Genomic DNA, 22,992 nt, shown 5'->3' on the forward strand with positions numbered 1-22,992 from the left:
GGTAACGGATAACAGGTGTTTTGGCTTTCTCTACAAATCCAACAACAGAGAGGCACTACCAATGGGTATCTTTGACTATAAAAACCTCGGCACCGAGGGTTCCAAAACGTTGTTCGCCGATGCGATGGCGATCACGATGTATTCCTACCACAACCTGGATAACGGCTTTGCCGTGGGTTACCAGAACAACGGCTTGGGCCTTGGCCTGCCGGCCACGCTGGTGAGCGCGCTGATTGGCAGCGGCAACGCCCAAGGCGTGATTCCCGGGATCCCGTGGAACCCGGATTCAGAAAAAGCCGCCCTCGACGCAGTGCAACAGGCCGGTTGGACCCCCATCAGCGCCAGCACCCTGGGCTATACCGGCAAGGTCGATGCCCGTGGCACCTTCTTTGGCGAAAAGGCTGCCTACGGTACCGCCCAAGTGGAAGTGCTGGGCAAATACGATGACGCCGGCAAACTGCTGGAAATCGGCATCGGCTTCCGTGGCACCTCGGGGCCACGGGAAAGCCTGATCACCGATTCCATCGGGGATGTGATCAGTGACCTGCTTGCTGCATTCGGTCCCAAGGACTATGCAAAAAATTACGCTGGCGAGGCGTTTGGCAACTTGCTCGGCGACGTCGCTGACTATGCCAGCGCCCAGGGCCTGAGCGGCAAGGATGTGGTGGTCAGCGGCCACAGCCTGGGCGGCCTTGCGGTCAACAGCATGGCGGATCTGAGCGGGAGCAAATGGTCAGGGTTCTACACCGATTCCAATTACGTAGCCTATGCGTCGCCCACCCAAAGCGCCGGCGACAAGGTGCTTAACGTCGGCTACGAAAACGACCCGGTATTCCGGGCGCTGGACGGTTCCTCATTCAACCTGTCGTCCCTGGGCGTACACGACAAACCCCACGAATCGAGCACCGACAATATTGTCAGCTTCAACGACCACTACGCTTCCGCACTGTGGAACGTGCTGCCGTTTTCCATCCTCAACCTGCCGACCTGGGTCTCGCACTTGCCCACCGGTTATGGCGACGGCATGACGCGCATCCTCGAGTCCGGCTTCTACGAGCAGATGACCCGTGACTCCACAGTGATCGTCGCCAACCTGTCCGATCCGGCACGGGCCAACACCTGGGTGCAGGACTTGAACCGCAACGCCGAGGCGCACAAGGGCAATACCTTTATCATCGGCAGCGACGGCGACGACCTGATCAAGGGCGGCAGGGGGGCGGACTTTATCGAAGGCGGCAAGGGTAATGATACGATCCGCGACAGCAGCGGGCATAACACGTTTTTGTTCAGTGGGCAGTTTGGTAATGATCGAGTGATTGGCTATCAGTCGACAGACAAGCTGGTGTTCAACGATGTGCAGGGCAGTACCGATTATCGCGATCACACCAAGGTGGTTGGCGGGGATACGGTGATCAGTTTTGGTGCCGATTCGGTGACGTTGGTGGGCGTGAGCAGTCTGTCGGGGGAGGGGATTGTTATCGCTTAAGTTGGAATGCGGTTGAAAACTGTGGGAGGGGGCCTGCCCCCTCCCACATTTGATCGGTGTTGATTCGAAGATTAGTTTTCCTTGCGCACCGTGGCTACATCATCGGCCTTGATGCGAATGCGCTTGCCGGCGATATCGGTAAATTCATAGAAGCCGTCGGCTGTCTTGGCGTTGGGCGTGTCCTTGGTCAAATACTGCGTGCCATTTTGCAATGTCACTACCGTTTGCGTGGAGCAACCGGCCAATACCAGAAAAGTGAGTGCAACCAGCGGCAGACCCAAATTCTTCATGTTCATAACCCTTACCTTTAACCCTGAAAAGTCCCGCAGCGTCTGGCTGTGGGCTATAAATGTTACGCGATCAACTCCCTCATCTGATCGTTTTTTTGCAAAAAGTTGCAGGCGCCATTTATCTATTACCGATTGCAACAACGGCTTTGCATCGGCACTCTGTATGCATAACCAGTATTTGACTCCCTTGCGCCATGGCCAACCCCCTCGAAGACCCCTTGTATTACCTGCATAACTTCCGCCAGGTCCTGGCCTGGCTGGGGCAACGCTATGCCGATCTGCTCGATGCGGACGAACAGCATTTCATTCAGCAATTTGACAGGTTGCCCCAGGCGTCCCAGGCGTTATTGGTGCGCATGGTGATGCGCAAGGGTGTGCATTTTCGCGGCGCCAAGCTTAATTATGTGGAAATCGGCTGCCCCCATGCGGCCGCGGGCCCATTACGAGAACTGGGATGGGTGGATGACCAAAGCCCGCTGCCGTTTGCCACCTTGTTCGCCTTGCTGCAAAAGGGCGAAATCCTCGGCGCGTTCAGGCCCTGGATCGATCAGCCCAAGGGCAACAAGGCCACCTGGCTCGAACCGCTGGCGGCGCAGTTCAGCGAGCCGCGCAGTTTTGCTCAATGGTGCCCGGGCTTGGATGATGTGCTCTATAGCCTTACGGTCATGGCGTTGTGTGATCGCCTGCGCTTGATGTTCTTTGGCAACCTGCACCAGGACTGGTCCGAGTTCGTGCTGGCAGACCTGGGCATCTACACCTATGAAAAAGTCGAGATTTGCGCCGAGTCCCGCGGGTTACGCACGCGTGACGACGTGGTGGGGTTCCTGTTCCTGCACCAGTGCCAGCAAGCGTTTGAAGCCGGTGAGGCATTAGACACGCTGCTGGTGCAGATCGCTGGCCTGTGCACCGACAACCCCTGGCTGGAAAAACGCCGCGCCAAGCTGTTGTTCCAGATCGGCCAGTATTGCGAGCGCTGCGCCGAGCTTGCGCTGGCTGAACAGATCTACCTTGCCTGCGCCTATCCCGGTGCACGTGCGCGGTTGATCCGGGTCGTTGAGCGCCAAGAGGATTACGCCCGAGCGCTGGCCCTGGCCACTGCAGCCCAGCAGGCCCCGGAAAGCGCCGCTGAACAACAGCACTTGCTGCGTGTATTGCCGCGCCTGCGCCGCAAACTCGGCGAACCGGCGTTGCCCAAGGCCAAGCCGCAAGCGGTTGCACGCCTTGACCTGGCACTCGCCCAGGCGCCGCTGATGTCGGTGGAATACTGCGTCCAGGCGCACCTGAACGAGCCCGAGGCACCGGTGCATTACGTCGAGAATGGGTTGATCAACTCGCTGTTCGGCCTGTTGTGCTGGGAAGCGATTTTCGCGCCACTGCCGGGCGCGTTCTTCCATCCGTTCCAGCGTGGGCCGGCGGACCTGCACAGCGAAGACTTCCATCAACGCCGCGAGGCGTTGTTTGCTGCGTGTTTCGAGCAACTGGGGGATGAGCGCTACAAGGCCACCATCCGCCAACGTTTTCTGGACAAATGGGGTATCCAATCACCTTTCGTGTTTTGGAACCTGCTCAGCGAAGAGCTGTTGGAGCAAGCCCTGGCCTGCCTGCCCGCCGAGCACCTGCGCCATTGGTTCACACGCCTGCTGCTGGATATCCGCGCCAACCGCACCGGAATGCCGGACCTGATCCAGTTCTGGCCTGCACAAAAAACCTACCGCATGATCGAGGTCAAGGGCCCGGGCGACCGCCTGCAAGACAACCAATTGCGCTGGCTGCAATTTTGCGGCGAGTACCAGATGCCGGTCACCGTCTGTTACGTGCGCTGGGCGGAGCAACCCGCTTGAGTTACAGCGTGGCCGTACGGGCGCTGTGTGAGTTCACGGCCAAGGTCGGCGACCTTGACCTGCGCTTTACCCCGTCGCCCAGCGCCCAGGAAGGTATCGTCGGCCACCGTACGGTGGCGTCCCGGCGCAGCGCGCACTACCAGAATGAAGTCGCCCTGGAGGGGCAATACCAGCAGCTCAACGTGCGGGGCAGGGCGGACGGCTACGACCCCGACGCCAACCGCCTTGAAGAAGTCAAAACCTACCGCGGCGACCTCTCTGCCCAGCCCGCCAACCATCGGCAACTGCACTGGGCCCAGGTCAAGGTGTATGGCTGGCTGATGTGCCAGAAGCTCGGCCTCGGCGAAATCGACTTGGCGCTGGTGTACTTCGATATCGTTGGCGAAGGCGAGACGCTGCTGAACCAACGTTTCGAGGCGGCGCAGCTTGAGCGCTTTTTCAATCAGCAATGTGCGTTGTTCCTCGACTGGGCCCAATTGGAAATGCAGCACCGCGATAAGCGCAACAAGGCCGCCCAAGCCCTGGCATTTCCCCATGCCGATTTTCGTCCCGGGCAGCGTACGTTGGCCGAGTCGGTCTACAAGGCGGTCAGCACCGGTCGTTGCCTGATGGCCCAGGCGCCCACGGGCATCGGCAAGACCGTCGGTACCCTCTTCCCGATGCTCAAGGCGCTGGCGCCGCAGCAGCTGGACAAGGTGTTCTTCCTTACCGCCAAAACGCCGGGGCGCAAGCTCGCCCTGGATGCCGCCCAGGTGCTGTACGACAGCAGTCCGGATCTGCCGCTGCGTGTACTTGAGCTGGTTGCACGGGACAAGGCGTGCGAACACCTGGATAAAGCCTGCCATGGTGATTCCTGCCCACTGGCCAAGGGTTTTTACGACCGCTTGCCCGCCGCCCGCCATGCCGCGTCCAGGGTTCGCCTGCTCGATCAGCGCAGCCTGCGCAGTGTGGCGCTGGCCCATGACGTGTGCCCGTATTACCTCAGCCAGGAAATGGCGCGCTGGGCCGACCTGGTGGTCGCCGACTACAACTATTTTTTCGACTTCGGCGCCCTGTTATTCGGCCTGGCGCAGTTGAACCAATGGCGTGTTGCGACGCTGGTCGACGAGGCCCATAACCTGGTGGAACGCGCCCGTTCGATGTACAGCGCCAGCCTCGACCAATACAGCCTCAAGACCTTGCGCGATACCGCGCCCGAGCCGCTGAACAAACCCTTGCAGCGCCTGAACCGCGAGTGCAACGCGTTGCACAAGGAACAAGTCGCGCCGTATCAGGCCTATGCCACCCGGCCCGACAAACTGCTACAGGCCCTGAGCCTGTGCACCAGCGCCATGGGCGACTACTTCAACGATCACCCCGAGTCCCTCAATGGCGACCTGCAAGCCTTCTACTTTGAAGCACTGCAATTTTCCAAGGTGGCCGAGCTATTCAACGAACACTTCATCTTCGACATCAGCAAGCGCCAGTTCAGTGGCAAGCGCAGTAGCTCGACCCTGTGCCTGCGTAATGTGGTGCCGGCCGAATTCATCCGGCCCCGATTGACGGCGGCTCGCAGCAGCGTGCTGTTTTCCGCGACCCTGAGCCCACGCCACTATTACGCCGATTTACTCGGGTTGCCGGCGGATACTGCCTGGGTCGATGTAGAGTCGCCGTTCAAGGCCGAGCAATTGCAGGTCAGCATCGTTGAGCGCATCTCTACACGCTTTGTGCACCGCCAGGCGTCGCTGGAACCTATTGTGGAATTGATCGCCCGGCAATTTGCCGAGCAGCCGGGCAACTACCTGGCGTTTTTCTCCAGCTTCGATTACCTGCAGCAAGTGGCGCAGTTACTCGCCGAACGACACCCGCAGATTGCACTGTGGCTGCAGTCACGCGGCATGGCCGAGGCCGAGCGCCAGGCGTTCCTGGACCAGTTCACCCAGCACAGCCAAGGCATCGGTTTTGCGGTATTGGGCGGCGCGTTTGGCGAAGGTATCGACCTACCGGGGGCGCGTTTGATTGGCGCTTTTATTGCCACCCTGGGCTTGCCGCAACTCAACCCGGTGAATGAACAGATCAAGGCACGCATGGGCGAGGTTTTCGGCGCGGGGTATGACTACACCTACCTGTATCCCGGCATCCAGAAGGTGGTGCAAGCGGCGGGGAGGGTGATCCGCAGCCAGCACGATCGCGGCGTGGTAATGCTGATCGATGACCGCTTTGGCGAGGCACGGGTTCGACAGTTGCTGCCGAGGTGGTGGGCGATCAATGTTTGACAGATTACGGCGATTCAAATGTGGGAGGGGGCTTGCTCCCGATTGCGGCGTATCTGCCAGCCAGTATGTAGCTGACCCACCGCTATCGGGAGCAAGCCCCCTCCCACATTTGAGCGGTGGTGTTGCTTAGATTACTTCCAGGTAAGAACTGTGTATCGCCCGCGCCAACTCGCGCACGGTGTCGATAAAGTCCGTCAACCGGGCGTGCAGTCCATCTTCCAGAATCTCATCGATCCCGGTATACCGCAGCCTTGCTTCGAACTCCGCCGCCAGGCGCTGCGCCGTGCGTCCGTAACTGCCGGGCAAGTCGGCGAGGATATGGCTCAACTCTTCGATGCACGCGTGCAGCGAGCGCGGGACATCGCTGCGTAACAGCAGTAGCTCCGAGACCGAGCGTGCATTCAGGGCGTTGGGGTATAACTCGGTGTACGCCTCGAACGAGGACAGCGCACGCAGCAGGGCGCTCCACTGGTAATAACCGCGAGCCGACAAGTCGCTGACTTCTTCGGACTCTTCACCAAACATCTCATAGCGCGCATCCAGCAGGCGCAAGGTGTTGTCGGCGCGTTCGACAAAGGTGCCAAGGCGAATAAACCGGTAGGCGTCATTGCGCATGATGGTGCCCGAGGTCGCGCCGCGAAACAGGTGCGAGCGTTGCTTGACCCAGTCGCAGAAGTGGCTGATGCCATGCCGCGCCAGGCCGCCGGCGGCGATGCTGCGCATTTCCAGCCAGGTGGCGTTGAGGTTTTCCCACATATCGGCGGTGATGCGCCCGCGCACGGCGTGGGCATTGCCTCGGGCGGCGCGCAGGCAGTTGTAGATGCTGGCCGGGTTTTCTTCGTCCAGGGCGAAGAAGTGCAACATGCGCTCGGCATCCAGGGTCTGGTGACGCTCCAGGTAGCTGTCCAGGGTGCCGCTGCTGAGCAACGACATTGCCAGCTCATCCAGGCCATCGCTGCGCCCGGCCTGGGGCATCAACGACAGTGAATAACTGACTTCCAACATGCGCGCCAGGTTCTCGGCGCGTTCCAGGTAGCGCGACATCCAGTACAGATCAGCAGCGGTTCTACTCAACATACTCAGCCCTCCACCACCCAGGTGTCCTTGGTTCCGCCGCCTTGCGACGAGTTGACGACCAGCGAGCCTTCCTTCAGCGCCACGCGGGTCAAGCCGCCCGGCACCAGGCGGGTTTCCTTGCCCGAGAGCACGAAGGGGCGCAGGTCGATATGCCGGGGCGCGATGCCGTTTTCGACAAAGGTCGGGCAGGTGGACAGGCTCAAGGTCGGTTGGGCGATATAAGCGTGGGGACGCGCCTTGATGCGCTGGCGAAAATCTTCGATCTCGGCTGCGCTGGAGGCGGGGCCCACCAACATGCCGTAGCCGCCGGAACCCTGGGTTTCCTTGACCACCAGTTGTTCCAGGTTGGCCAGCACATGGGACAGTTCATCGGGCTTGCGGCACTGGAAGGTCGGTACGTTTTGCAGCACCGGCTCCTCGTCCAGATAGAAGCGGATCATCGCCGGCACATAGGGGTAGATCGACTTGTCGTCGGCCACCCCGGTGCCGATCGCGTTGGCGAGCACCACATTACCCGCGCAATAGGCCGCCACCAGGCCGGGTACGCCGAGCATTGACTTGGGGTTGAACGCCTCGGGGTCAAGGAAGGCGTCGTCGATGCGCCGGTAGATCACGTCCACCGCCTTGGGGCCATCGGTGGTGCGCATGAATACCTTGAGGTCGTGCACGAACAGATCGGCGCCTTCGACCAGCTCCACGCCCATTTCCCGCGCCAGGAACGCGTGTTCGAAAAAAGCGCTGTTGAAGCGCCCAGGGGTCAATACCACCACATTGGGGTTATCGAGGCGGCTGGCGCTTTTCAAGGTCTTGAGCAGCAGGTTGGGGTAGTGGTCCACCGGCGCAATGCGTTGCTTGGCGAACACTTCCGGGAACAGGCGCATCATCATCTTGCGGTCTTCGAGCATGTAGCTCACGCCGCTGGGGGTACGCAGGTTGTCTTCGAGCACGTAATAGGTGCCGTCGCCGTCGCGTACCAGGTCGACACCGGAGATGTGCGAGTAAATGTCGCGGTGCAGGTCCAGGCCGACCATCGCCTTCTGATAGCCCTCGTTGCCCAGCACCTGTTCTGCCGGAATGATCCCGGCCTTGATAATGCGCTGGTCGTGGTAGATGTCGGCGAGGAACATGTTCAGTGCGTTGACCCGCTGGATACAGCCGCGCTCGATCAGGCTCCACTCACTGGCGGGGATGCTGCGGGGGATGATGTCGAAGGGAATCAGGCGTTCGGTGTCTTGCTCGTCGCCATACAGGGTGAAGGTGATCCCGGCGCGATGGAACAGCAAGTCGGCTTCACGGCGACGCTGGGCCAGCAGTTCCGGCGGCGTGTTGGCCAGCCAGCGGGAAAAATCCTGATAGTGGGCGCGGCATACGCCGTTTGCGTCATTCATTTCATCGAAGAAAGTTCGAGCCATTCCAGTACCTTGTCAGTGCCGAGGGTTTCCTGGGTGGCACTGCCGCTTAAAAAACGCATGTTCTTATGAGCCCGTGGCTGAGGGTGCCAACAGGCCTGGTCCTTACTTTCTTATGGAGTCGGCTCTGGGTCGCGGGGTAACGAATGCTCCTGTTTTCGGGTAGATGAATGGATAAAGCAAGGGATGTGCCGGAACGCACACAAGGTGGCAATTACCTGTGGCGAGCGAGCTTGCCCGCGCTGGAGTGCGCAGCGCTCGCGCTTTTGTGGGGGCCGCTGCGCAGCCCAGCGCGAGCAAGCTCGCTCGCCACAGAAGCGGGCTCACCACAAGGGGGCAGAGGGCGCCCTGACTTGGTGCGCAAGAAACTTGAACTTCATCCACGTCCGATTCTTCTAACGAGTCCCGTCACTTTGTGGAGCATCGTTGTGCCCCGAATCATCTCCCCAAACACGCCGGAAGCGGCCCTGACCGACCATAGCGAACACAACGCCAAGATCTTCGGCTCGCCCAAGGATCGCCTCGACTTCTACCGGCGCGAGATCCAGTACGAAACCAGCATCCTGGCCAACCGCACCGACGCTTACCTCACTGCGCAATCGTTTCTGGTGATCGCCTTCGTGTCCGGCATGGGCAACCTCAACCCGGAATGGGGCAAGCTGTTCACGCTGGTGGTGCCGGTGATCCTCGCCGCGCTGGGTATTCTCAGCTCGCTCAACGCCTGGCCTGGCATACGCGCGGCCTACCAGATCATTGATCACTGGCACTACAAGCAAAGCGAATTGCTGCGCAGCGAGCCGGTGATGGGCCTGGCCTACGATGAATCGCCGCTGTTTTCCGAAATGGAGTCCAGTCACAAGGGCTATCGCAAGTCGTTGCTGTTTTCCATGCGCGCGCCGTGGTTGTTCATGGTGTTCTGGCTGGTGCTGGGCATCTATGCGTTTTATATCCAGGTGGACAATCCACTGCGCTGAGCAATCGGACGGAACTTCACTGGGGCACGTGACGCCTTAGCTTTACGCGGTAAAGATTTATTACCGGTCTGTGAAGAGGTATGCCATGTCTACATCCAACGATCCCCAAACCAGCAACCGCAATGACCCTGCCATCGATGGTGGCGAGCCCGCTCCGGGCACCGCTGCCGATGCGCCCAAGGACCCGACGCCTGCCAGCGACCCCAAGGCCAAGGAAAACGACTACAGTCCAGACTTCAAGCCTGAGCGCGAGCACAAGCCTGAAACCGATGCCGATATCGATACCCAAGGCGGTTAACGGAGACGGTCATGTCAAAAGAACTCGACGAAGAACTCAACGACCCCGGCAATGAAGATCCGGGTTCGCTGATGGATGATGCGCAAGTGCCGCTCAACGATCTGGATGAAGCGGCCGACGTCGGCAATACCGACAGTCAGGATTGATCGGGCGGCGGGCCAAAGGGATCGGTGAGCTTGAACAGTAGGTATTCTTACTGTGCTTGATCCACTGAAACCTTCTGGCCCGGTACGCGGTTATCCGTCACGCCAAGCGCGGCGCAGGATTCATTTTTTGTGCGCGGCGCGTCGTTCGTACCACGCCAGCAAGGGCTGGGTGCTGAGGCCATGCACCATCACGCTCAGCGCGATCACCGAGAGGGTCAGGTTCACCGCCACGGCGCTGCTGGTACCGATCAGCCCATGGTTGAGCGCATAGAACAGGTAGTAGAGGCTGCCGATCCCACGAATACCAAACCAACTGACCAGGCTGCGTTGCCGCCGATCCAGCAGGCTGCCCCAAGGCATCGCAAACACGCTGAGCGGGCGAACCACACAGAACAGCAACGCCGCCACCGCCAGCGCGCGCCAATCCCAATGGCTTACCAATACGATGCCCAAGACGCTGACCAGGAACACCTCCATCGAGCGCTCGACCAGGCTGCCAAAAGCCAGCATGTCGCCCATCATCACGCCGGCGGCGATCTGGGTGTCCTTCAACTGGCTGACGTCACCGTGCAGCGCCTGCTCGGGCTCGATCTCCAGATGGCCCACCACCGGCTGGGCCAGGTGCTCGGCCGGCGTTTGCGCATAACCGGTGGATTTGACCTCGGCCTGGCGCAGCCCCAGGCCCGCCGCAAACACCGACAAGAAGCCGTAGCCGCCGACCGCTTCAGCCGTCACATACGCCAGGGCAATCAGCGCGAGGGTGAGGTAGTCATTCGGTGACAGGGTGCTATCGGCATTGATCAAGCGCAGGCGCAGGGTGATACGGCCAATGCCGCGGCCCATCCAGTAACCCATCAACAGCCCGGCCGGTACCGCCCACAGCAGGTTCTTCAGCACCCAGCCGCCGAACCAGTCGCCGTCGAAACCGCCATGTTGCATGAACAGCAGGCCAAAAATCACAAAAGGAAACGCAGTGCCGTCGTTCAACCCTGCTTCGCCGGACAGGCCGAATCGCAATGCGTCATAGTCCTGGGCATTGTTGACCTGCACCAGGCCGGCCAGCACCGGATCTGTGGGCGCCAGCATCGCCCCCACCAGCAATGAAACGCCCCAGGTTAAATCGAACAGGTAGTGCAGCAACAGGCAGGTGCCGAGGATGGTCAGCAGCATCACCGGCCCGGCCATGCCAAAGGCGATGCGCCAGGTGCGGTGCTTGAGCGGCAGGCGCAATTTCAAACCGCTGACAAACAGCGAAAACAGCACCGCCACTTCCGTCAGGTGCTCCATCCAGCGCGCTGAGCCCTTCACGTCCAGGTGCAACAAGTCCACGCCCAGCGGGCCGATGGCGATGCCCAGCAACAAGCACACCGCTGAGGTGGTCACCGGCATCCAGCGCAAATAGGAGGAGGTGAGGGCGAGGGTGAGCAGTACGGCGCCCAATACGGCCAACCATAGAATGAAAGTCATCGTGCGTGTTCCAGGGCCGTGGTCTATGCAGGTTTGAGAACAGCGACCGGGAGGGGGTTCAATGTGATTGCCTGCCACGGGGACAAGGCCCTATTTATCCATTGAACGACGGTTTGCTATGCACTAAGTTGACCGATTGTTGCCGCGCGCATATTTATGGATTTGCGTCTTTATTCTTTCACCAGAGGCTCTGGCATGAGGTTTTCTCCCTTCGTTGAGCGAATTGCAGGGCAGGGCGTCGCCGCCTGGGACATCCACCACGCTGCGTTCGACGCTGCCGGCCAGGGCGAAGACGTCATCATCCTCAGCGTCGGCGACCCGGATTTCGCCACGCCGGCCTTTATCACTGACGCCGCCGTCAATGCCTTGCACGCGGGAGATTCCCACTACACCGAGATCGCCGGGCGCCCGGCCTTGCGCGAGGCGATCGCGACCCGCTACCGCCAGACCCTGGCCCGCCCGTTGGCGGCTGACAACGTCATCATCGTGCCCGGTGCGCAGAACGCGCTGTTCATCAGCTCGCTATGCCTGTTGCAGGCCGGCGACGAAGTGCTGGTGCTCGACCCGATGTACGTCACCTACGAAGCCACGCTCAAGGCCAGCGGCGCCACCCTGGTGCGGGTGCCCTGCAGTGCGCAGTCCGGCTTTCGACTGGATCCACCATTGCTCGCCGCCGCGATCACGCCGCGCACCCGGGCGATATTCTTTTCTAATCCGAACAACCCCACTGGCGTGGTGCTCAACCGGCAAGAGCTGCAAGCCATTGCGGACTTGGCGATCGCACATGACCTGTGGGTGGTAGTGGATGAGGTCTATGAAAGCCTGGTGTTCGACGGTGAATACCACAGCCTGGCGGCGTTGCCGGGCATGGCGCAGCGCTGCATTGTGATCGGCAGCTTGTCCAAGTCCCATGCCATGACCGGCTGGCGAATCGGTTGGCTCATCGCCCCAGCGCAAATGGTGCAGCACGCTGAAACCCTGCTGTTGAGCATGATGTACGGCTTGCCCGGCTTCGTGATGGAGGCGGCGACAGCTGCGGTGTTGGCCCATGACGAAGTCACGCAAGGCATGCGTGAGACTTACCGACGCCGACGCGACCTGGTGGTGACTGCCTTGAGCGCCTGCCCGGGCATCCGCGTGCAGGCGCCGCAAGCGGGCATGTTTGTGTTGGTGGATGTGCGCGATACGGGCCTGGGGTCCCTGGATTTCGCCTGGCGCCTGTTTCGTGAAACTGGCGTGTCGGTGCTGGACGCGGCAGCCTTCGGCGAGCCTGCCCAGGGCTTCGTTCGGCTTTCCTTTACCTTGGGCGAGGAGCGTCTGGCGCAAGCCTGTCGGCGGATTGTGCTGTTTGTTGAACAGCTTGCCAGTGAGCGGGCCGTGCACTGGGCGTGAGTACTTGCCCAACTCTCCCACAGGCTACGCAGCCCTGTTAGTCAGCCAACGGCGGCAAACGCCGTTTCACCGGGGTTTTCTTGACGATAGCGGTGTTGGTCTCGGCATAGGTATTCAGCCGGTCCAGCAGCGTGTCGAGGTGCTCCATGGTGCGTACATGCAGGCGTGCGATAAAGCAGTCGTCGCCCGTGACCTTATCGCATTCTGTGAACTCGGGGATCGCCTGGATCTGGCGTTCCACTTCCTGCAGTTTGCCGGGCAGGGGGCGGATGCGCACGATGGCTTGCAGCAGGTAGCCGAAGTGCTTGGGGTCGATGTCGACGGTGTAGTGGGTCAGCACGCCGCGCTCTTCCAGGCGGCGCAGACGTTCGCTGACGCTCGGCGAAGACAAACCGGTGATGCCCGCCAGGGTCTTGAGGGACAGGCGCGAGTCGTCCATCAAGGCGGCGATCAATTGCTGGTCGATAGTGTCGATCATGAGCTTTGCCTAATAAGAAAAGGTGAATCCTGGGTTTTGCCTTTTTTAGTCGCTGTAGCCGTGTCGAGCAGATTGCCATAATTGAGCCTCACTTGAGGAGCCTCAATCATGGATACATCAATCCGTCGCGGAACCTGGGAAATGATCGCTGCCATGCTGATCTCCGGCACCATTGGCTGGTTTGTGCTGGTGTCGGGCGTGTCGGTGCTTGAGGTGGTGTTCTGGCGTTGCGTGATTGGCGCGCTGACACTGCTGCTGGTCTGCGCGTTGCTGGGGTATTTGCGCCTGGAGTTACTCAACTGGGCCAAGCTAGGGCTGGCAGTGCTCAGCGGCGTGGCGATCGTCGGTAACTGGCTGTTGCTGTTCGAGTCCTATTCCCGTGCGTCGATCGCGATCAGCACGGCGGTGTACAACGTGCAGCCGTTCATACTGGTGATGCTGGCAGCGGTGTTTCTCGGTGAGAAGATCACCGTGCAGAAAATGGCATGGCTGAGTGTGGCGTTCCTGGGCATGTTGGCGATCGTGACCGCCCATGGTGAGCAATCGGGTGGCGGGAACTATCTTGCTGGCATTGCCTTGGCCTTGGGCGCGGCATTTTTGTACGCGGTGGCGGCGCTGATCATCAAACGCCTGAAGGACGTACCGCCGCATTTGATGGCGTTGATCCAGGTGACCACCGGCGCCGTGCTGCTGGCGCCGCTGGTGCCCTGGCACAGCTTGCCCGGGTCGACCACTGCCTGGGCGGCACTGGCGACATTGGGCGTGGTGCATACCGGTTTGATGTATGTGTTGCTGTACGGGGCTATTCAGAAGCTGCCCACGGCGATGACCGGCGCGTTGTCGTTCATCTATCCGATTGCGGCGATCCTGGTCGACTGGATCGCGTTCGGGCATCGCCTGGGGTGGCTGCAATGGCTGGGTGTGGCGGCGATTCTGCTGGCCGCTGCCGGGCTGCAGCGGGGCTGGTGGTGGCCCCGCGCCCGTCAGCTCAGTGCGTGCCCTGATAGATGAGGTTTTCCGGGTTGAAATGCTCTACAGCACTGCCCGGCTGCGGCAACCCAAGAATATGCCCCTTGATCTTGCCCACCACATGCATCTCGCACGGCTTGCAATCGAACTTCAAGGTCAGCACTTCGTCGCCGTGGATCAACTGCATCGGCGCGACTTTGGTCTTCACGCCGGTGACGCCCTTGGCCTGTTTGGGGCACAGGTTGAACGAGAAACGCAGGCAATGCTTGGTGATCATTACTGGCACTTCGCCGGTTTCTTCGTGGGCTTCGAAGGCCGCATCGATCAGCTTCACGCCGTGACGGTGGTAGAAGTCGCGGGCCTTCTGGTTATAGACGTTGGCCAGGAATGACAGATGCGCATCCGGATACACCGGCGGCGGGGTGGTCTCGGCCTTGCGTCCGCCCCGAGGGTGCGCCTTGATGCGGGCGGCGGTCAGGGCTTCGATCACTTCACGGCGCATGGCCTTGAGCTGCGAGTTGGGGATGAAGAACGCCTGCGGCGCGTCCAGCTCGATGCGGGTGGCGTGATACTCCGTAGTGCCGAGCTGGCCGAGCAGATCGCGCAGGGTGTCCAGTGCCTGTTCCGGCTTGTTGGCTACACCAAACGGGCCGGGCAGGGTGACACTGGCGCTGATGCCTTCTTCGCTGGTGGCGGTGAGGTGCAACTGCTCTTCACGCAGGCGTGCAACCCACGCCAGGCCGATACGGCGTTCGGCGGACGTCTTGAGCAGTGCCTGTTGCCAGTTATGGTCCAGGTTACGGTTCAAAGGATGGTTGGGGCGCAACTGATGCAGGCCGGCCGGCATTTCATTCGGCTCGACGCGGTAGCGATAGCGTTTCTCGCCGTCTTCTTCGAACTCGCCTTTAGGCTCGGCGATATTGGCGCGGAACCCTACCACTTCACGCTTGACCAGCACATTCAGACCATCGCCGTTGGAAAGCGGCTCATGGGTGACTACCTGCAAGTCGCGCTTGCCGGCTTTTTCCACCACACCCACGGGCAGGCCGGTAAACGTCGGGGTGTCGAACGCGCCGATGTCGATCTTGCGATCGGTGACGAAATAGTCGGTGCTGCCACGGTGGAAGGTTTTTTCCGGGTCGGGCACGAAGAAGTGCGCGGTACGCCCGCTGGAGGCACGGGCCAGATCCGGGCGGTCTTCGAGGATTTCGTCGAGGCGCTGGCGGTAGTAGGCGGTGATGTTCTTCACATAGCCCATGTCCTTGTAGCGGCCTTCGATTTTGAATGAACGCACACCCGCTTCGACCAGCGCGCGCAGGTTGGCGCTCTGGTTGTTGTCTTTCATCGACAGCAGGTGCTTTTCAAAGGCCACGACGCGGCCCTGGTCATCTTTCAAGGTGTACGGCAGACGGCAGGCCTGGGAGCAATCGCCACGGTTGGCACTGCGGCCATTCTGCGCATGGGAAATATTGCACTGCCCGGAGAACGCCACGCACAGGGCGCCGTGGATAAAGAATTCGATGGCGGCATCGGTTTCGTCGGCGATCGCGCGGATTTCCTGCAGGTTCAGCTCACGGGCCAATACCAATTGCGAGAAACCGGCCTGGTCAAGAAACTTTGCCCGGCCCAGGGTGCGGATGTCGGTCTGGGTGCTGGCGTGTAGCTCGATGGGCGGAATATCCAGCTCCATCACGCCCAGATCCTGCACGATCAACGCGTCTACACCTGCGTCATACAGCTGGTGGATCAGCTTGCGCGCCGGCTCCAGCTCGTTGTCATGCAAAATGGTGTTGATGGTGGTGAAGACGCGGGCGTGGTATCGACGGGCGAATTCCACCAGCTGCGCGATATCGCTCACGTCGTTACACGCATTATGGCGAGCGCCGAAGCTCGGCCCGCCGATATAAATGGCGTCGGCGCCATGCAGAATGGCCTCGCGCGCAATGGCGACATCGCGTGCAGGGCTGAGCAATTCAAGGTGATGCTTGGGCAAGGACATAGTTTTTTTAGTCAGGCTTGTCACGGTCGAGGCGCGCATTGTAGCCGTGAAATGCCCGGCCGGCATCTACCGCAGGGCTGTCGGGCCCAGGGCCCTGTGTGGGAGGGGCTTGCTCCCGATGAGGGTGTGTCAGTAATTAAAACTGTTCTGACCCACCGCTATCGGGAGCAAGCCCCCTCCCACATTTGCTGTAGCGTCATAGATATCAGGCTTTGGCAGCCATCGCCGTTACTTCAACACGCATCCCGTCCACCGCCAACGCAGCCACACCCACCGCAGCCCGCACCGGCCATGGCTTGGCGAAAAAGCGCTTGTAGACTTCATTGAACGCAGCGCGGTCGGCCATATCGGTGAGGTAGATGGTCAGGTGCATCACCCGATCCATGGAACTGCCGGCTTTTTCCAGCGCGACTTTGAGCGCTTGCAGGGTGCATTCGCTTTGCAGGGTGATGTCGCCCAGCTCCAGGCTGCCGTCGGCGTGGGTCGGGATTTGGGTCGAGACCAGAATGCCGTTGAAGCCGATGACATCGGAGGAGATGGAGTCGGCATCTGGGTCGGGAGTGAAAGAAAGATCGTGGTTGGCCATGTAGGTCTCATGTGCAGTGCGGATCGAAGGTTGGCGAACAGTTTAAACACTGCCCGCTCGAAGGTCACGGCGCCTGCGTCTGTAGTTGCTACCCCCTCTAACAGGTAAGCTTGCGCCAGCATGTCAGTGAACGAACGATAGGGATATTGGAATGGTAGTTAAGTTAATGACGACGGCAGCGTGCTGGGACATGGACGCTAACGTGTCGGCCAGTTTTGCGCACGCGGCCCCCAAGGACCTGTTTTATTTTTGCCCTTGTTGCCTTGAGGAGGTCGTTGCGGCCATTTCAATTCTGGGCAACTTCTATTTCAGGGCGCTGAACTCTCACAAACCGCGCTGTGTGAACGAAAAAGCCCCGTCTCATGCGTCTGCGTTTCCAGGAGTGTCAGCCCCGCGACCGGCCTATATCGCGCCGCCGCTTATCCCAAGCCACTTGGGCAAACTCTCCACGCGGCGCAAAAACGCCAAACCAACGGTTACCGAGATGCAAGCTCTGGCCTCGTCGCTCCAAGCGTCGACGTCTGCGGTTATACACCCAGGCACTTTGGCTGAAGTTGTTGAAGCATGGTCTGCTATGACCGTAAACGTCCGTCAGCGAACATCGCTATCTATCGCGGGCCAGCAACTGACCTATTTCGATGCGTTTGCGCAGCTTACTGCCGCTCAAAAGAACATTGCGTCCCTGGGATGTGATCGACTCATCACCCATGCTCAGGCGACGGTGTCGCTGCTGGATAACGTAGTTTTAGTCGTAACCTGGCTCAAGTTCGATACACAAAACAAACCCGTGCCGATCAGAGTAAAAATGAAGCGCAGTGATCCAGTAGCCAATCAATTGGCCAAAGGTCAGCACGTAAGGCTGTTTCTGCATGGTCCTGCCCCTGTACTCAATGCTCAGCAAAAATACTTCGAAATGCAGAACATCAGCGAGTACCTGGGATTCATTGTGATGACGTAAAACAACTGTTTTGCGCCATCACAGTTTTTACCGCGGTGAGCCTTGGCGGTTGGATGAGTCCGATGCTGACAAGGCGAATCAGCACCGGCAGGGCAATTACTCTTTAACGTCCATGAACTCTTCAGCCCACGCCACATAGCTCTCCGGCAACGTGTAGGTGTGGGTCAGCTCCGTGGCGCTGAGATTGGACGTGCTATGGGTAAGCTGGCGTTGCGCACGCAGGCTGTCGTAGGTGGCCTTGATCGCGGCGAAGTAGGCGCCATGCCCGGCTACGACGATGCGCACGCCCAGGCTGGCCAGGCGCTCGCTGTCATGCAGTTGCGGGTTGCCGTAGGTCACCAGCATCAACGGCACGCTGAGGTTCTCGGCGATTTGCTCCAGGTGCTCGAAATCTTTGACGCCGACCATGCAGATGCCATCGGCGCCGGCCTTTTCGTAGGCTTTGGTGCGGGCGATAACATCGGCGGTGGGCAACACGCCGGCGTTGGTGCGGGCAATGATCGACAATTCGGGGTCGACGCGCGCCTCAATGGCTGCCTTGACCTTGCCGATGCCTTCTTCTACCGAAATCAGATCGGTGGACTTGCGCCCGAATTGCGCTGGCAGCAGGGTGTCTTCAATGGTCAGCGCGGCGACACCGGCGCGTTCCAGTTCTTCGACGGTACGCATCACGTTCAGCGCATTACCGTAGCCGTGGTCGGCGTCGGCAATGAAGGGTAACTGGGCGACGCGGCCAATGCGGGTGGCTTGCTCAACGAACTCACTCAGGGTAATCAACGCAAAATCGGGGGCCGCCAGCACCTGCAGGGAGGCGACTGAACCGCCCAGGATTCCGACTTCAAAACCCAGGTCGGCTGCGATGCGGGCAGACATGGGGTCGAATACGGAGGCGGTTTCAACGCAGATGGGCGTTGCCAGCAGGTCACGGAAGTTACGGCGTAGCGCTGAGTGAGAAATCTTGGGCATGTTCTTTCCTGGCTTTGGTCATCGTCAAGTGACGATCAATGTCTATTCGTGGTGCCGGGAGATTACCACGCAGACGGGCAGGGGATTATGACGTTTGAGCGGGGCCGTGCTATTGAGCGACGGCGCTGTATGACTGGCCCAGGTCACGGGCCCAGCCGTCGAGCACTTCTTTTACGTTGTCGGCGGTCATCACTTGCTTGTCGTTATCCAGGGGAATGCCGGTGCCCTCGCTCACGATGGCTGCCACCACATCGCCGGTCGAGCCGTCTTCGAGGGACAGTTGCGTGGCGATCTCGCTGTCCTGGTCGCGGATGCCGGCGGCGGTGCTCACGCCCGCTGCGACCAGGGTGATCGGCAGCCATTCATACAGGCGCAAGCCTTGGGGGCTGGTGGCGATCCGGGTAATTGCGGGGCGTACCGTAAGCGTGTCGGGCCCGGGCTTTGCGGCCAGATACATGTGTTTGCCAAGCTCCGACCGCAGTACCAAGTCGTAATATCCGGTGACGTGGAAGAGGGTGCTTTGCGGTATCTGGGCGCTGGGTTCAACGGCCGGGAAAAACTGGCTGGGCGCCAGGTACACCTGCTTGTATCGGCCACGCTTCAAGGCCGGACTGACCCAACTCAGCACGGTCTGGCCCGAAGCACTCTGGTGCTCTTTAAGCAGGCTGTAATCGTGAAGAAAACCCGCGTCTTCGGGCTCGATACGGTTGCTGCTGCAGGCCGCCAGGCTCAAGGTGGCCGCCATCAATAACGGCAGTGAACGTTTGCAGGTCATCAGTGGGCTGCCTGTTCGTTCGGGTTGTCATGAGAGCATTCGATGTGCAACTGCCCATGGGTCATGATCCAATGGACAAGCTCGGCGATGGGGATGGAGTGGGCATACTCGACCCAGCGCCCGGCGTCGGGGCTGTAATGTTCGAAGTAGCGGCGCAATACGATGCGGTCCTGGTCCGCCGTCAGGCCCAGGCAGGATTCCTGGAACAGCATGGGGCTGTCCTGTGCGGGGGACGATGTGCGCTGGCTCAGCACCAATGGCCGCCCGGTGTCCTGTGCCTGCTCGGTATACCTGCTGCTAGAAACCTTCATGAACGTCTCCTTGAATGGAAGGCGTGCAGGATGCCCGACGGGTTTTTCCCGAAGATGTCCGGGTTGTGTCCGTGGCGAAGGAATGTTGCTCGATTGAAATAAATGACCCCGGCGCCGGAATGGTTTTAGATGTTTTCCTTTTTTGCCAGGGGACCTGGGAACGTGAGCAGACTGCTGATCGTCGACGACGACGGAGAAATTCGGGCATTGCTGAAGAAGTTCTTCGTGCAGCACGCCTATGAAGTCGACGTGGCTGCCGACGGAGAAGCCATGTGGGCAGCCATCGCCCGGCAGCGGCCAGACACCATTATCCTTGACCTCATGCTGCCCGGTGAAGGCGGTCTTAGCCTGTGCCAGAAAGTCCGGGCGCAGATGGGCATTCCAATCATCATGCTCACGGCCATGGGCGAGCTCAGTGATCGCATCGTCGGCCTGGAGCTGGGCGCCGACGACTATCTGACCAAACCGTTTGCCCCCCGCGAATTGCTGGCCCGTCTGCGTGCGGTGCAACGGCGGGCGGGGCAGCCCGTCGGCGCTGGCAGTGAGCATTCCCGGCCAATCATCGCGTTCGCCGGTTGGCATCTGGATATTACCTGCCGCGAGCTGCGCTCTCCCGAGGGCGTGATGATTCCGCTGTCCGGTGGCGAATTCGACTTGCTGGTGGTGTTTCTTGAGCATCCTCAGCGCATCCTCACCCGCGACCAATTGATCGACCTGACCCACGGCCGGGACCACGACGCCTTCGACCGCAGCATCGACGTGCAGGTCAGCCGACTGCGGCGCAAGATCGAGCCCGATTGCAAACGCCCGGACCTGATCCGCACGGTACGCAATGGCGGCTATCTGTTCACCGCCCCGGTCACCCGGTCATGATCCGCGGCCTGTTGCGTCGCGACACCCTGAACCGGCGCATCGCCCTGACCATTCTCGCCGCGATGCTCGCTTCGCTGGCGCTTAATGCCTTGTTCGTCCAGGTTGCCGGGGTCTGGGCGCGCCCGCCGATCGAGCGCACGGGGTTGCTGGAGCAGATGGCCGCCACCACCAAAGTCATCGAAGCCGCGCCTGCAACGCTGCGTTCGCAACTGGCGGCAGCGGCCAGCGATGCCCGCCTGCATGTGGCCTGGCATAACGAGCCCGCGGATTTCGGCCTTCCCGACGGCAACACGGCGCTTCAAACGGGCGAAGTCCCGGGGATACAAGCACTGTTTGGCACTGGGCGACAAATTAAGGTGTTCAGCCCCAACGATTGGCCGCGTGGCAGCCCCGAAGCGCACTATGTTGCGCTCGTGCAGTTGCTCGATGGCAGCTGGCTGTCATTCGTCCCGCCTGAACGCACGTGGGGGCTGAGCGCACCCACGCGCATCGCGGTGATCATCACCCTGGGGTTGATCGCGACCTTGTTGGTGGCCTGGCTCGCGACCCGGCAATTGGCCCAACCGTTGCAGCGTTTCGCCAGTGCCGCCAGGCGTTTTGGTGGTGATTTGCGCGCTCCGCCCATCGACAGCGAAGGCCCCCACGAAATACGCCAGGCCATCATCGCCTTCAACACCATGCAGGCGCAGATCCAGCATTTCATTGGCGAACGCACCCATATGCTCGCGGCGATTTCCCACGACTTGCGCGCGCCTTTGACGCGGATTCGCCTGCGTTGCGAGTTCATGGAGGATCTGGACCATCAGCACAAACTGATTCGCGATGTCGAGGAAATGCAGTCGATGATCAACGCTGCGCTGGCGTTCTTTCGCGACGATACGGTGCTGGAGCAACGCACTGCATTCGATCTGTCGGAGCTGCTGCAAACCATCATCGATGACTATCGCGACCAGCATTTTGCGGTGGATTTCATTGGGCCGTCCCACCTGGTCTATCACGGACGCCCACTGGGACTTAAGCGGGTGATCGTCAACCTGCTGGAGAACGCCGCCAAATATGCGCGTCACCCTGGCATCTCTCTGAGTGGGGACGGTCAGCGCATCTGCATTGAGGTTCATGACCAGGGGCCGGGGATTCCCGAGGCTGACCTTGAGCGCGTATTCGATCCATTCTTTCGCCTCGAAACCTCGCGCAATCGTAATACCGGTGGCGTGGGTCTCGGGCTTTCAGCAGCACGCGCCATTGTGCGCGAGCAGGGCGGCGAACTGACGCTAAGCAACCGTCTGCGTGGCTCAGGCTTGGTGGCGCGGGTCGAGCTGCCTCGATAGCCTGATGCGGTGCGCGCATTATTTGCGCATTACGTTATGCGTTATAGGTATTTTACACGCGCCTCTTAGAACAGCATCGTATTGATCCTTACGAACATTGCCGAGACCGCACGCGCGGATCGACTTGACTGCCCAACACGGCATCTGGAGACGAGCGTGCGTTACCTGACAACACTGGCGGCCGGGTTGGCCGCCACCTTGCTAAGCCTGACGGCACAGGCACAAACCCTGGTCGTGGGTGACCAGAGCTATAACGCCCAAGCGGTGATGGAAGCGGCGGGGGTGTTGGATGATCTGCCCTATACCCTGGAGTGGAAGCAATTCACCGCCGGGTCACCGGTGGCCGAAGCGCTCAACGTCGGCAGCCTGGATATCGGCCTGCTGGGCGATGCGCCGGTATTGTTCCTGGGCGCATTGGGCGCACCGATCAAGGTGATTGCCGTCAGCCGCCAGAATCTTGCGGGCGTGGCGATCCTGGTGAAAAAGGATTCGTCGATCCACAGCCTGGCCGATCTTGCGGGCAAGCGTGCGGCCATCTGGAAGGGCTCCTGGAGCCAGCAACTGCTGCTGACTGCATTGGATAAAGCCGGGGTTGCACGGGACTCTCTGGAGTTGCGCTACCTCAGCGCGCTGGATGCGTCCCATGCGCTGGAGGGCGGCGCGGTTGACGTCATCGCCACCTGGGAGCCCTATGTCACGCAACAGGAACGCCAGGGTGCGCGAGTGCTGGCGACCGCCGAGGGGCTGATCCCGGCGCAGAGCTTCATTGCCGCCAACGCCAATGCGGTAGAGGCCAAGCGTGAGCCTATCAGCGACTTTCTCCAGCGGCTGAAAAAAGCCCGTGACTGGGCTCGCCAAAACCCGGCCAACGCCGATGCCTATGCCGATGCCTGGGCCAAGCGCACCCGTGCCGACGCCGACATCGCCCGTGTGTGGTTTGCTCGGGCGCGCACCACCGTCGAGCCACTGACCGCCCAGGTGCCTGTGGAAGCGCAAAAGACCGTGGACTTTTTCGCCAGCCAGGGCCTGATCAAGGCTTACCCGGCCGCCCAACTGTTTGACCTTTCCTTCGCGGCGTCCTTGCAGCCCGCCGTCGCCAGCCGCCAGCCCTGAA

21 protein-coding genes and 1 pseudogene are annotated in these 22,992 nt (G+C 60.6%); 12 read left to right on the plus strand and 10 right to left on the minus strand.

All coding sequences use genetic code 11. From position 1 onward, the window contains the following. Positions 1-61: 61 nt before the first annotated feature. Positions 62-1,486, plus strand: a complete 1,425-nt coding sequence (locus LJX92_RS12900) for a lipase (protein WP_223018277.1) — start codon at positions 62-64, stop codon at positions 1,484-1,486. 71 nt (positions 1,487-1,557) lie between these two features. On the opposite strand, the gene LJX92_RS12905 is transcribed toward LJX92_RS12900, so the two are convergent. Next, positions 1,558-1,782, minus strand: coding sequence for a YgdI/YgdR family lipoprotein (locus LJX92_RS12905; protein ID WP_005788446.1), 225 nt, complete (start codon positions 1,780-1,782; stop codon positions 1,558-1,560). 188 nt (positions 1,783-1,970) lie between these two features. On the opposite strand from LJX92_RS12905, the gene LJX92_RS12910 reads away from it, so the two are divergent. Next, complete coding sequence (locus LJX92_RS12910) at positions 1,971-3,617, plus strand: VRR-NUC domain-containing protein (RefSeq protein ID WP_032875265.1); 1,647 nt, start codon at positions 1,971-1,973, stop codon at positions 3,615-3,617. After that, the gene (locus tag LJX92_RS12915) at positions 3,614-5,872 is read left to right on the plus strand and encodes an ATP-dependent DNA helicase (RefSeq protein WP_228309865.1); all 2,259 of its coding nucleotides are present in this window, start codon (positions 3,614-3,616) and stop codon (positions 5,870-5,872) included. Before LJX92_RS12910 ends, LJX92_RS12915 begins: the two co-directional genes overlap by 4 nt. Before the next feature lie 126 nt (positions 5,873-5,998). On the opposite strand, the gene LJX92_RS12920 is transcribed toward LJX92_RS12915, so the two are convergent. Together LJX92_RS12920 and LJX92_RS12925 are read right to left on the minus strand one after the other, a co-directional pair. Continuing rightward, on the minus strand, positions 5,999-6,949 hold the full coding sequence (locus LJX92_RS12920) for an alpha-E domain-containing protein (RefSeq protein WP_005788443.1): 951 nt from the start codon (positions 6,947-6,949) through the stop codon (positions 5,999-6,001). A gap of 2 nt (positions 6,950-6,951) precedes the next feature. Next, positions 6,952-8,361 (minus strand): circularly permuted type 2 ATP-grasp protein, encoded by a 1,410-nt coding sequence (locus LJX92_RS12925; protein WP_005788442.1) that lies wholly within the window; start codon positions 8,359-8,361, stop codon positions 6,952-6,954. Between the two features lie 425 nt (positions 8,362-8,786). Here LJX92_RS12925 and LJX92_RS12930 point away from each other — a divergent pair, with 425 nt between their 5' ends. From LJX92_RS12930 to LJX92_RS26990, 3 genes are all read left to right on the plus strand, one after another. Continuing rightward, positions 8,787-9,332, plus strand: coding sequence for a hypothetical protein (locus LJX92_RS12930; protein WP_032803895.1), 546 nt, complete (start codon positions 8,787-8,789; stop codon positions 9,330-9,332). An 85-nt stretch (positions 9,333-9,417) separates the two neighbouring features. Beyond that, a complete protein-coding gene (locus LJX92_RS12935) occupies positions 9,418-9,630 on the plus strand; it encodes a hypothetical protein (RefSeq protein WP_032875270.1) in 213 nt (70 codons plus the stop codon). Between the two features lie 11 nt (positions 9,631-9,641). Further along, positions 9,642-9,776, plus strand: coding sequence for a hypothetical protein (locus tag LJX92_RS26990; protein ID WP_005788437.1), 135 nt, complete (start codon positions 9,642-9,644; stop codon positions 9,774-9,776). A 120-nt stretch (positions 9,777-9,896) separates the two neighbouring features. On the opposite strand, the gene LJX92_RS12940 is transcribed toward LJX92_RS26990, so the two are convergent. Beyond that, positions 9,897-11,243: a cation:proton antiporter gene (locus LJX92_RS12940; RefSeq protein WP_032875272.1), complete on the minus strand. Its 1,347-nt coding sequence runs from the start codon at positions 11,241-11,243 to the stop codon at positions 9,897-9,899. Between the two features lie 195 nt (positions 11,244-11,438). Here LJX92_RS12940 and LJX92_RS12945 point away from each other — a divergent pair. Beyond that, a pseudogene (locus LJX92_RS12945) lies at positions 11,439-12,614 on the plus strand (pyridoxal phosphate-dependent aminotransferase); the annotation flags it as partial. Between the two features lie 58 nt (positions 12,615-12,672). Here LJX92_RS12945 and LJX92_RS12950 read toward each other — a convergent pair. Beyond that, positions 12,673-13,113, minus strand: a complete 441-nt coding sequence (locus LJX92_RS12950) for an Lrp/AsnC family transcriptional regulator (RefSeq protein ID WP_032875274.1) — start codon at positions 13,111-13,113, stop codon at positions 12,673-12,675. Positions 13,114-13,221: 108 nt separating this feature from the next. Between LJX92_RS12950 and LJX92_RS12955 the strand changes: the two genes are divergently transcribed. After that, complete coding sequence (locus LJX92_RS12955; protein ID WP_032875275.1) at positions 13,222-14,124, plus strand: DMT family transporter; 903 nt, start codon at positions 13,222-13,224, stop codon at positions 14,122-14,124. On the opposite strand, the gene LJX92_RS12960 is transcribed toward LJX92_RS12955, so the two are convergent. Both LJX92_RS12960 and LJX92_RS12965 read right to left on the minus strand, forming a co-directional pair. Next, positions 14,102-16,081, minus strand: a complete 1,980-nt coding sequence (locus tag LJX92_RS12960) for a peptidase U32 family protein (protein ID WP_032875276.1) — start codon at positions 16,079-16,081, stop codon at positions 14,102-14,104. The two genes, LJX92_RS12955 and LJX92_RS12960, sit on opposite strands and share 23 nt — an antisense overlap. 205 nt (positions 16,082-16,286) lie before the next feature. Further along, positions 16,287-16,667 (minus strand): RidA family protein, encoded by a 381-nt coding sequence (locus LJX92_RS12965; RefSeq protein ID WP_032875277.1) that lies wholly within the window; start codon positions 16,665-16,667, stop codon positions 16,287-16,289. 190 nt (positions 16,668-16,857) lie between these two features. Between LJX92_RS12965 and LJX92_RS12970 the strand changes: the two genes are divergently transcribed. Beyond that, positions 16,858-17,625, plus strand: coding sequence for a hypothetical protein (locus LJX92_RS12970; RefSeq protein WP_143508450.1), 768 nt, complete (start codon positions 16,858-16,860; stop codon positions 17,623-17,625). A 96-nt stretch (positions 17,626-17,721) separates the two neighbouring features. Here LJX92_RS12970 and LJX92_RS12975 read toward each other — a convergent pair whose 3' ends face one another. From LJX92_RS12975 to LJX92_RS12985, 3 genes are all read right to left on the minus strand, one after another. Next, a complete protein-coding gene (locus LJX92_RS12975; RefSeq protein ID WP_103735184.1) occupies positions 17,722-18,591 on the minus strand; it encodes an isocitrate lyase/PEP mutase family protein in 870 nt (289 codons plus the stop codon). 109 nt (positions 18,592-18,700) lie between these two features. After that, on the minus strand, positions 18,701-19,366 hold the full coding sequence (locus LJX92_RS12980) for a DUF3313 domain-containing protein (protein WP_103735183.1): 666 nt from the start codon (positions 19,364-19,366) through the stop codon (positions 18,701-18,703). After that, on the minus strand, positions 19,366-19,677 hold the full coding sequence (locus LJX92_RS12985; RefSeq protein ID WP_078821384.1) for a hypothetical protein: 312 nt from the start codon (positions 19,675-19,677) through the stop codon (positions 19,366-19,368). Before LJX92_RS12985 ends, LJX92_RS12980 begins: the two co-directional genes overlap by 1 nt. A 129-nt stretch (positions 19,678-19,806) precedes the next feature. On the opposite strand from LJX92_RS12985, the gene LJX92_RS12990 reads away from it, so the two are divergent. The 3 genes from LJX92_RS12990 (at position 19,807) to LJX92_RS13000 (ending at position 22,991) form a co-directional block, all read left to right on the plus strand. Beyond that, positions 19,807-20,550 carry a response regulator gene (locus LJX92_RS12990; protein ID WP_032875287.1) on the plus strand — a complete coding sequence of 248 codons (744 nt, stop codon included), beginning with the start codon at positions 19,807-19,809 and terminating at the stop codon, positions 20,548-20,550. Continuing rightward, entirely contained in the window at positions 20,547-21,878 is a 1,332-nt protein-coding gene (locus tag LJX92_RS12995; RefSeq protein ID WP_228309866.1) for an ATP-binding protein, read from the plus strand. The genes LJX92_RS12990 and LJX92_RS12995 overlap by 4 nt, the downstream gene beginning before the upstream one ends. Positions 21,879-22,034: 156 nt before the next feature. Then, on the plus strand, positions 22,035-22,991 hold the full coding sequence (locus LJX92_RS13000; protein WP_223018285.1) for an ABC transporter substrate-binding protein: 957 nt from the start codon (positions 22,035-22,037) through the stop codon (positions 22,989-22,991). Position 22,992: the final 1 nt, after the last annotated feature.

The sequence above is a fragment of the Pseudomonas sp. HN8-3 genome (assembly GCF_020790195.1).
Classification (GTDB): Bacteria; Pseudomonadota; Gammaproteobacteria; order Pseudomonadales; family Pseudomonadaceae; genus Aquipseudomonas; species Aquipseudomonas synxantha_A.